Source organism: Protofrankia sp. Cas8, from assembly GCF_963555845.1.
Taxonomy (GTDB): Bacteria; Actinomycetota; Actinomycetes; order Frankiales; family Frankiaceae; genus Protofrankia.
Window position 1 is genome coordinate 1 of record NZ_CAUVXI010000219.1, and the last position, 9,082, is coordinate 9,082.

At 64.4% G+C, this 9,082-nt stretch carries 9 protein-coding genes and 1 pseudogene; 4 read left to right on the forward strand and 6 right to left on the reverse strand.

The window, feature by feature from the left end:
• The coding region (locus U9977_RS22845) for an RNA polymerase sigma factor (RefSeq protein ID WP_322751339.1) at positions 1 to 463 on the reverse strand (463 nt) is incomplete at its 3' end.
• Between the two features lie 519 nt (positions 464 to 982).
• Between U9977_RS22845 and U9977_RS22850 the strand changes: the two genes are divergently transcribed.
• Positions 983 to 1,402: an SHOCT domain-containing protein gene (locus U9977_RS22850; RefSeq protein ID WP_322751340.1), complete on the forward strand. Its 420-nt coding sequence runs from the start codon at positions 983 to 985 to the stop codon at positions 1,400 to 1,402.
• Between the two features lie 101 nt (positions 1,403 to 1,503).
• Entirely contained in the window at positions 1,504 to 3,177 is a 1,674-nt protein-coding gene (locus U9977_RS22855; protein ID WP_322751341.1) for an MFS transporter, read from the forward strand.
• A 54-nt stretch (positions 3,178 to 3,231) separates the two neighbouring features.
• Here the strand turns inward: U9977_RS22855 and U9977_RS22860 are convergent, their stop codons facing one another.
• Both U9977_RS22860 and U9977_RS22865 read right to left on the reverse strand, forming a co-directional pair.
• Positions 3,232 to 3,555 carry a protealysin inhibitor emfourin gene (locus U9977_RS22860; protein ID WP_322751342.1) on the reverse strand — a complete coding sequence of 108 codons (324 nt, stop codon included), beginning with the start codon at positions 3,553 to 3,555 and terminating at the stop codon, positions 3,232 to 3,234.
• A 112-nt stretch (positions 3,556 to 3,667) separates the two neighbouring features.
• Positions 3,668 to 4,729, reverse strand: a complete 1,062-nt coding sequence (locus U9977_RS22865; protein WP_322751343.1) for a M4 family metallopeptidase — start codon at positions 4,727 to 4,729, stop codon at positions 3,668 to 3,670.
• A gap of 221 nt (positions 4,730 to 4,950) precedes the next feature.
• Here U9977_RS22865 and coaE point away from each other — a divergent pair, with 221 nt between their 5' ends.
• The gene (gene coaE, locus U9977_RS22870) at positions 4,951 to 5,562 is read left to right on the forward strand and encodes a dephospho-CoA kinase (RefSeq protein ID WP_322751344.1); all 612 of its coding nucleotides are present in this window, start codon (positions 4,951 to 4,953) and stop codon (positions 5,560 to 5,562) included.
• 42 nt (positions 5,563 to 5,604) lie between these two features.
• Positions 5,605 to 7,749, forward strand: a complete 2,145-nt coding sequence (uvrB, locus tag U9977_RS22875; RefSeq protein WP_322751345.1) for an excinuclease ABC subunit UvrB — start codon at positions 5,605 to 5,607, stop codon at positions 7,747 to 7,749.
• A gap of 62 nt (positions 7,750 to 7,811) precedes the next feature.
• On the opposite strand, the gene U9977_RS22880 is transcribed toward uvrB, so the two are convergent.
• From U9977_RS22880 to U9977_RS22890, 3 genes and pseudogenes are all read right to left on the reverse strand, one after another.
• Positions 7,812 to 8,138: a hypothetical protein gene (locus U9977_RS22880; protein WP_322751346.1), complete on the reverse strand. Its 327-nt coding sequence runs from the start codon at positions 8,136 to 8,138 to the stop codon at positions 7,812 to 7,814.
• A gap of 44 nt (positions 8,139 to 8,182) precedes the next feature.
• The gene (locus U9977_RS22885; RefSeq protein WP_322751347.1) at positions 8,183 to 8,518 is read right to left on the reverse strand and encodes a hypothetical protein; all 336 of its coding nucleotides are present in this window, start codon (positions 8,516 to 8,518) and stop codon (positions 8,183 to 8,185) included.
• A pseudogene (locus U9977_RS22890) lies at positions 8,515 to 9,082 on the reverse strand (hypothetical protein); the annotation flags it as partial. The pseudogene U9977_RS22890 and the gene U9977_RS22885, both read right to left, overlap by 4 nt.

Below are 9,082 nucleotides of genomic sequence, written 5' to 3' on the forward strand. Positions count from 1 at the left end.
AACCGTCGAAAAAGGCGAGTTCCACCGCTTCGCGCAGCAGCGACGGGAGATCCGCCACACCACGACGCACGATCGCCGCGGTGACCTCGGTCAGCACCACCGTGTCGGCGGCCGGGCCGTCGGGCGTTGCGGCCAGTTCCCGGGCGACGGTCTCGGACGGCCTGCGCGCGCTTTCCCGCCGGACCCAGTCCACCGCCCGACGCCGGGCCATGACGACCAGGTAGGCGCGCAGGCCGCCGCGGTCAGGATCAAACCGCAACGGGTGCTCCCACAGGTGTACCAGGACGTCCTGGACGACCTCGGCCGCGGCTTCGCGGTCCGCGGTGATCTGGGCGGCCGCGGCGGCGAGGTAGCGGGCGTAGCGCGCGTGCACCTGCGCGAGCGCGTCGGCGTCGCCGGCGGCGAGGCGGGCATGCAGGTCACGAAGCTGGTCCGGGGGGAAGTCATCGGGACGTTCGGACACCGGACGCCGCAGGGCAGGAGCAGGATCCGATGCACCGTCGGTTTGCGATGCATGGGCGGCCTGGGGTGGCTGTGTCGCCGGAGGCGGCTGCTGCATGGGCGGCATGGGCGGCATGGGCTGCATGGCGGCGGTCAGCGGCGGGACCCGTATCAGGGAGGCGGCCGCGGGCGGGTTGTCCGCACCGCGGGGTGCGGCTGCGGAAAGCACGGCGCGAAGTGTCCCATGACCGGGATGGGCAGTCCACCAGTGCCTGTCCCGGCTGCCATCCGTGCGCGGTTCAGGCGTGACGCATCAGGGTAGTTGATCTCAAGGTGGACGGCCTGTTCGATGCCGGTCGGGTCTTCCCCTCCTTGCCGGCGATCTGGCCCCGGGCGCCTGGAATTCACCTCGCGAGGGTGACCGACCGGGCGTTACCGCTCGGCGGCGGTAAGGAGGTCGGCCGGTGGGTAGTGCAGGGGTGAGCGATGTCGTGACTCGCGAACCTTCTACCGGCCGTGTGGGTCGGGGAACCAGAAGGGCGTGCGGACGACCGAGGGGGTAGTCGTGCAGACCCATTATCAGTACCCGCTGCTCAGCGTCTTCTGGACGATGCTGTGGTTCTTCCTGTTCCTGCTGTGGTTCTACCTGTTGTTCGCCGTTATATCCGACGTTTTGCTGAGCCACGATCTGTCCGGTTGGGGAAAGGCGGCCTGGATCATCTTCGTCATCCTGTTGCCCTTGTTCGGCATCCTGGTGTATCTGATTTTTCGGGGCGACAGCATGCATGAACGGGCTGCCCGGCGGTCGGCACGTCAGGAGGAGGACTTCCGCGACTACGTACGCACGACCGCGGGAACGGCGAGTCCATCCGAGGAGTTGTCCAGGCTTGCCGAACTGCGGGACCGCGGTGCGATCTCCGACGCGGAGTTCGAGCAGATGAAGGCCAGGGTTCTCGCCTGATCCCGGTATTCGGCGGCGTCCGGCGGCGTTGCGGGTTTTTGATCGTTCCTGGCTGGATAATTTCCGCACCACCGTGGTGGTGACCGCCGTGGGGAGGCGCGTTGGGCAGGTGGAAGGCGCTGGTCGTCCTCGGTGCGGCACAGTTTCTCATGGTGCTGGACGCCGCGGTGATGAACGTTTCGATCACTCGGCTCGTCGAGGATTTCGACACGAGCGTGACCGCGATCCAGGCGGTTATCACTGCCTACTCGCTGGTGATGGCCGCCTTTATGATTACCGGTGGAAAGATTGGTGATCTGTGGGGTCGGCGACGTACGTTCACCGTCGGCCTCGTCATCTACGGGATCGGATCGCTGATCACCACACTGGCACCCACACTTGTCATTCTGACCGTGGGCTGGTCGGTTGTCGAGGGACTGGGCGCCGCATTGGTGCTGCCGGCACTGGCCGCACTTGTCAGTGGCAACTACGCCGGCCGCGAACGGGCGGTCGCCTATGCGGTGATCGGTGGGCTGGCCGGTGCCGGTATTGCCGTGGGTCCGCTGCTTGGCGGTTGGGTGACCACGGAGTGGACGTGGCGCGTCGTGTTCGCCGGCGAGGTCGTCCTGGTCATGCTGATTCTCAGCATGGTCCGGTGGATTCGGGACCCAGCCGTTTCGCGTGACCCAACCGTTTCTCGTGACATAGCCGTTTCGCGTGACCCAGCCGTCGCGGCCGGCGGCGGTTTCGACGTCTTCGGTGCGTTCCTGTCAGCGCTGGGGCTTTCACTGGTCGTCATCGGGATCCTGCAGAGCAGTTCATGGGGATGGCTGCGGCCGAAGAATTCACCGGTGGCGCCGTTCGGATTCTCCCTCACCCCGTTTGTGGTGGCGGCCGGCTTCGCGGTGCTGATGGCGTTGCGCTCCTGGGAGGCTCACCGGGAGCGATCCGGTTGCGATCCGCTGGTGCGGTTTGCGCTGCTGACGGTTCAACCGCTGCGATCCGGGCTGGCGGTACTCGGCATCCAGAACGTGATTCTGCTCGGGCTTTTCTTCACGATTCCGCTCTATCTTCAGGTCGTTCAGGGATTCAATGCCTTTGAGACGGGGCTGCGGCTGCTGCCCGTCTCGGTCACAATGCTGGCAACCTCGATCAGCGGTCCGGTGCTCGGTCGGGTGGTCGGCCCACGTCTGGTGGTGCGACTGGGCCTGCTGGTGCTGATGGGTGCATCCCTCTTCCTGGTGGCCGCGGTCGACCCGCGGATCGACGACCTGAGGTTCGCGGTGGCCATGGCGGTGCTGGGTGTCGGGCTGGGACTACTGGCATCACAGCTCGGCAACGTCGTGCAGTCCTCGGTCGGCGAATCGGACCGTAGCCAGGTCGGGGGCTTTCAGTACACCGCCCAGAACCTCGGTTCGGCACTCGGAACCGCGCTGATGGGAGCAATCGTGATCAGCGCCCTTTCCGTGGCGCTCCAGAATCGCGTCGAGAACGACCCGCGGATCTCCGAGCCCGTCCGAGCGCAGGTCGGGGTGCAGCTTGAGGCCGGGGTCGGCTTCGTGTCCACCGAGCAGGTGCGGGCCGCGTTGGCGAGCACCGCGATACCGCCGGCGCAGGCGCAGGCCCTTGTCGAGCGCTACGCCGACGCGCAGCTCGCCGGACTGCGAGCAGCCATGCTCACCGCCGCAGCCGTGGCTCTCGTCGGTCTGGCCTTCACCCGATCCCTTCCAACCGTGCCGATTGTCGCGGGTGCGCAGCACGCTCACGCGGGCGCCCACAGACGCGCCACGATATGATCATCGTAGCCACTGGCCAGCCACCGATCGCCGTTGTCGGGACTGGTCGCGCTCCTACCGGTGGGCGGGCAACCGCGGTGCTTTGGACAGCAGGGCAAGCAACGTGCGCAGCTCCTCTGGAACCGGCTCGCTGAAGCGCCGCACGAGTCGGTGTCCAGCCCGGTCAACCTCCAGGGTGTAGGTGAAACGGTCGGGGCGGGCCGCCGGGGTGGAGGCGCGGTCTGGACGGTTTGCGGTAGCCTCCACATCAGCGGCGAGGCCACGCAGCTGTGCGGCTTCGTCGGCTGGGAGCTCGGCGGTGTCCAGGCCACGCCTGATCGCCTGTCCGACGAAACCTCCTGATCGCTCCAGGACGATCCGCACGTGTTCATCAACCATCCTGTTATTGTCGCCTATGATCGTGTCGGCGACACGGGTTCGCAGCTTCCGGCGTCGCGAGATCTGGAACGCGGTTCCACAGCCGGAGCTCCAGCCGGAGCTCCAGCCGGATCTACATGATGACGCCCACGGCGCGCCATGCCTGCGTGACGGCCGCCACCTCGTCGTCACCGAAGAGCGCCCGGGCCTGTCGGATGGTGAGCGAGGCGAAGGCCCGGAACGTGGAGTTCGGCCGCAGCTGCGGCGCCCGTAGCGTGTCGTACCAGATGAGCCCCGCCTTCTCCCACGCCTTGCCGCCGATGGCCGCCGCGGCGAGGTAGAAGGCATGGTTGGGGATGCCGGAGTTGATGTGTACACCGCCGTTGTCGGTCGTGGTGCGCAGGTAGTGGTCCATATGGCCGGGCTGGTCGTCGGCCCCGAGTACCGGATCGTCGAACGCCGTTCCAGGTTCCTTCATGGACCGCAGCGCGACCCCGGCCACACCGGGTGCGAGCAGATCCGCACCGATCAGCCAGTCGGCCTCCTCGACGGTCTGGCCCAGCGCGTACTGCTTGACGAGTGAGCCGAAAACGTCGCTGACAGACTCGTTGAGGGCGCCGGGCTGGTTGAAGTACATCAGCTGCGCCTCATCCTCGGTCACGCCGTGTGTCAGCTCGTGTCCGATGATGTCCAGCGAGGTGGTGAAGCCCTTGAACATCTCGCCGTCACCGTCGCCGAACACCAGCTGCCGACCATCCCAGAAGGCGTTGTCGTAGTGGTCGCCGTAGTGGACCGTCGCGTGCAGCGCGACTCCCTCGTCGTCGATGGAGTCACGGTCGTAGACGGTCTGGAAGAACGTGAACGTCGAGCCGAGACCGTCGTATGCCTCGTTGACGGCGGCGTCGTCGCTGGCAGTGTCTCCTTCGGTGCGTACCGCCCGTCCCGGCAGGGTCTCGGTGCCGGCGGCGTCACCGATCACCCGGTCGGCTGTTCCAGTCGGCGCCAGCCGGGGCACCTGCGTGCCTTTGGACCCGCCCCGCAGCAGGGCGTTGTGTACGCGCACGGAACGCACCGAGGTGTCGCGGGCCAGCGTGGAAAGCGCCCAGGAGCGCTGGTCGTCGGTGCCGTTGCGCGCGATGCGTTCGAGCATGTGCGGCGGTACGGCGCACGGCGTGCAGCGATGGTACCCAGCCATGACAGACAACCCCCGGAGGACGAATGCGAACGTCGGATCCCGGTCTCGTCGGCCGCGGCGTCACCGAACCGCTGGCCGCAGCGTCACGGACCCACCACAGACCATGACGGATATTACCTTATATGTCTACCGTTGTTGTGACTACATTGTTTTTCACTGATATGCCTGGGCCGCACTGTCTGGATCGCACTGTCTGGGCCCTCTATCCGACGAGGCCGGTCATGCGGGAGACTCGGCCCATGCTGCGGGTGGGGCTGACCGGTGGGATCGGCGCGGGCAAGAGCGCGGTGGCGCGGCTGTTGACTGATCACGGTGCCGTCGTCATCGATGCGGACGCGATCGCCCGGGAAGTCGTCGCCGTCGGTACACCGGGGCTGCGGGCCGTCGTGGACGAGTTCGGGCCGCAGATGCTGTGCGCCGACGGCAGCCTCGATCGGGAGGCGCTCGGGGCTGTCGTGTTCGCGGACCCCGCCGCCCGCCGCCGCCTTGAGGCGATCACACATCCGCTGGTCGGCGCGGAGGCGACCCGTCGCATGGCCAATGCTCCGGCCGACGCGGTGGTCGTGTACGACGTGCCGTTGCTCGTCGAGGCCGGCCTGTCCGGCGGCTACGACGTGATCGTCGTCGTGGTGGCGCCACGCGAGGTCCGCCTTGCCCGCCTGGCCGATCGGGGGCTTGCGCGGGAGCAGGCGCTGGCGCGGATGGCCAACCAGGCGTCGGACTCCGCCCGCCGCGCGGTGGCCGACATCCTCGTGGACAACAGCGGCAGCCCGGAAGATCTTCATGACCAGGTGGCTGAGGTGTGGAAGCGTCTTTCCGCGTCCATCGCGTAGGCCGGACGGAAACTGTCGGACCTCTGTGGTGTTGTAGGACACGTGAGCCCCACCGCCGATCGCCCCGGTAAGGACATCGAGCGTTCGACTGCGCCGTTGCGGGTCGTGTCGGACTTCGAGCCGGCCGGCGACCAGCCGGCCGCGATCGCGGAGCTTGCCCGCCGCGTCCGTGCCGGTGACACCGACATCGTCCTGCTCGGCGCGACCGGTACCGGCAAGTCGGCGACCACCGCGTGGCTCGTTGAGGAGCTGCAGCGCCCGACACTGGTGATGGCGCCCAACAAGACCCTCGCCGCGCAGCTGGCCAACGAGTTCCGGGAGTTGCTGCCGGACAATGCCGTCGAGTACTTCGTGTCGTACTACGACTACTACCAGCCAGAGGCCTATATCGCCCAGACCGACACCTACATCGAGAAGGACTCGTCGATCAACGAGGAGGTCGAGCGGCTGCGCCATTCGGCCACGATGAGCCTGCTCACGCGCAGGGACGTGGTGGTCGTGGCGAGCGTGAGCTGCATCTACGGTCTGGGCACCCCGCAGGAGTACATCGAACGCATGGTCCGGCTGCGGGTCGGGGAGGAGATCGAACGCGACAGGTTGTTGCGCCGGTTCGTCGACGTCCAGTACACCCGCAACGACCTGGCCTTCACCCGTGGAACGTTCCGCGTCCGCGGCGATACCGTCGAGGTGTTTCCCGCCTACGAGGAGCTCGCAGTCCGGATCGAGATGTTCGGGGACGAGATCGAACGGCTGACCTATCTGCATCCGGTGACCGGAGAGATCGTTCGCGACGCGACCGATGTGTTCGTCTTCCCCGCCACCCACTATGTCGCCGGCCCGGAACGGATGGAGCGGGCGATAGCGGGCATTGAGACGGAGCTGACCGAGCGGCTCGCCGAGATGGAACGCCAGGGAAAGCTGTTGGAGGCCCAGCGGCTGCGGATGCGCACCACCTATGACATAGAAATGATGCGCCAGGTCGGTTTCTGTTCGGGTATCGAGAACTACTCCCGGCATATTGACGGGCGTCCCGCCGGCACGGCGCCGTACACGTTGCTCGACTACTTCCCGGACGACTTTCTGCTGGTCATCGACGAGTCGCACGTCACGGTCCCACAGATCGGCGGGATGTTCGAAGGCGACATGTCCCGCAAACGCAACCTGGTCGAGCACGGCTTCCGGCTGCCCAGCGCCATGGACAACCGGCCGTTGCGTTGGGAGGAGTTCTGCGCACGCATCGGCCAGACGGTGTATCTCTCGGCGACACCGGGGCCATACGAGATGGCCCGTTCCGACGGGGTGGTCGAGCAGATCATCCGTCCGACCGGCCTGCTCGATCCGGAGGTCGTCCTGAAGCCGACCCAGGGTCAGATCGACGACCTTGTCGGCGAGATCCGGACGCGTGCCGAACGTGACGAACGGGTGCTGGTCACGACGTTGACCAAGAAGATGTCCGAGGATCTCACCGACTATCTCCTCGAACTCGGTATCCGTGTCCGCTACCTGCACAGTGAGGTCGACACCCTGCGTCGCATCGAGCTGCTCACGGAGCTACGCCGGGGCGAGTTCGACGTGCTCGTCGGCATCAACCTGCTGCGGGAGGGTCTGGATCTACCCGAGGTCTCACTGGTCGCCATCCTGGATGCGGACAAGGAGGGCTTCCTGCGGTCGGACAAATCGTTGATCCAGACCATCGGCCGGGCGGCCCGGAACGTCTCCGGTCAGGTGCACATGTACGCCGACAAGGTGACCCCGTCGATGCGCAGGGCCATCGACGAGACGAACCGCCGGCGCGTGAAGCAGATCGCCTACAACACCGAGCGTGGTGTCGACCCGCAACCGTTGCGCAAGAAGGTCATCGACATCCTCGATGACCTTGTGCGGGAGAGCGCAGACGGTGAGATGATCGGCGGTGGTGGTCGCGCACAGTCCCGTGGGAAGGCCTCGGTTCCCGGCATGTCCTCGAAGGGCGCGTCGGGGAAGAGCGGTCGGGATGGCGCGGTCGGGCGGCACGCGGCGCAGTTGGCGGGGATGCCTCGAGCCGACCTGGCTGCGCTCATCCGCCAGCTCGACGACCAGATGCACGAGGCTGCCAAAGAGCTGCAGTTTGAGCTGGCCGCTCGCCTGCGCGACGAGATCTCCGAGCTGAAGAAGGAACTACGGGGCATGGAAGCCGCCGGAACATAGCCGCCGCTATCTGTTACATGTTCGAACCATCTCGCCCCCGCAAACCGTCAAAATCCGTGTATTCAGTAGCTCCGCAGAAAATTCATGCCGACAATATTTTCGATCGAATTTTTGATCAGTTCTGGATCTCCAAGTGTGATCAGTACTTCGAATATCAAGATCATATTCTTGTGGCCTGGCTCTTGGTACCGCTTATCTTCCTCATTCTCTTCCGGGTCATCCATATTTTGATCGAGTCGAGCCTCGAATCCGGTTCCATCAAGGGAGTAGTACTCGCCCAAGTAGCTACTGCTGCGGGCCTGTGGTTTCGTTCCCAGCGCGTCGCCGAGCTCCTCGGCCAGCTTGTCGATATCCGTCCGAGGGGAGCCGTAGAGGAGTATCTCGTTCATCATTTTGGAAAAACAATGGAAGGAGATCTACACAAAATTAGTCATCATTTGCTGATGTTTTTCTTCAAAAGTGCTATTCCTGTAATGTTGTGAACGATTCTATCGAATTCTTCTGTTTCCATATCGATGGCCACTTGAAATAGTAAAGAAATATCCTTTCTGTCGGGCCGATGGTACCCATCGTCATCCTCCTCATCCTCAAAATCGGCATATTTGTTTGGCTTGAGGCTGCCTCGGATGTGATCCGAATAGAATTCGTAGTAGAAACCTATATAGCTGCTCTCGCGCGCTTCTGGCTCAATCTTGAGGGCGTCGGCGAATTCGGCGGCGAGATTTTCGATGTCGGATCGCTGTGTTCCGTAGAGGTAGTGGGTGGTCATGATTTCGGCAGCACGATCGAAGGTGCCTTGTTCTGAGCTGTCGCAACATTTTTATAAATCATAAAGTTTACGTTCCTTCCGGCGAGTTCGGACATCCCATGTCGTAGATCAAACAGTTTTAACGCCCGCAGATATTCCTCTTCCGCGCGGTCGAGAGGGCCGGTTCGAGTCCCTCGACCGCGAAGACTCATACCTAGGTCACGTGCCCGTTCGAGTAGCGACGGGTCGGCTATGGCGACGTCGAAGTCGCTTCGTCTACCCAAGTCAAATGGTATCCGATCTCTGAAGCTGATGCCGGTTACCGAGCTTCCTTGCATGATACCTTGTGCTTTCGGGTATCCAGCCTGTTGTAAACCTTCATGGAGCGAATCGGAGAACCGGCGGAACTCCTCCTGGTCGGCGAAGCCGAGAGGGATGCCGTTCCGGATTTGATGTTGCAATCCGCGAGTCGAGCGAAGAGCGTTCCTAGCCGTGTTATGAGCGCTACCGAAGGGTTCGCCGGCGGCCATGATTATATGCCCGTCGGGGGTCACGGCGGCCTGGTGGGGGAGCAGGCTCTTGACC